The 285-nt window shown below is 49.8% G+C and carries 1 rRNA gene; it reads right to left on the bottom strand.

The window, feature by feature from the left end:
* Positions 1-12: 12 nt before the first annotated feature.
* Positions 13-129: ribosomal RNA gene (gene rrf / locus AC0LWF_RS27990) — 5S ribosomal RNA — on the bottom strand.
* Between the last annotated feature and the right edge of the window lie 156 nt (positions 130-285).

The following is a 285-nucleotide window of genomic DNA, read 5'->3' as shown; positions in this document are numbered from 1 at the left end:
CTTATCGCACCCGCTTGGCAACGTCCTACTCTTCCAGGACCCTGCGGTCCAAGTACCATCGGCGCTGAAGGGCTTAACGGTCGTGTTCGAGATGGGTACGCGTGGTTCCCCTTCGCCATTATTACCAAACGGATGTTTTATTATGTTGTTGAAGGATTTATTCCTTCAAAACTGAACATGAGCGAACCTGCCGGTTTGCATCTTTCGATGCTATCTGATCATCATCGTGATCAGGTATTTCCTTAGAAAGGAGGTGATCCAGCCGCACCTTCCGATACGGCTACC

It is taken from the genome of Paenibacillus sp. sgz302114 (assembly GCF_056120345.1).
Note: the sequence above shows the minus strand (reverse complement) of the source record. Positions and strands in the feature narration are given on the sequence as shown.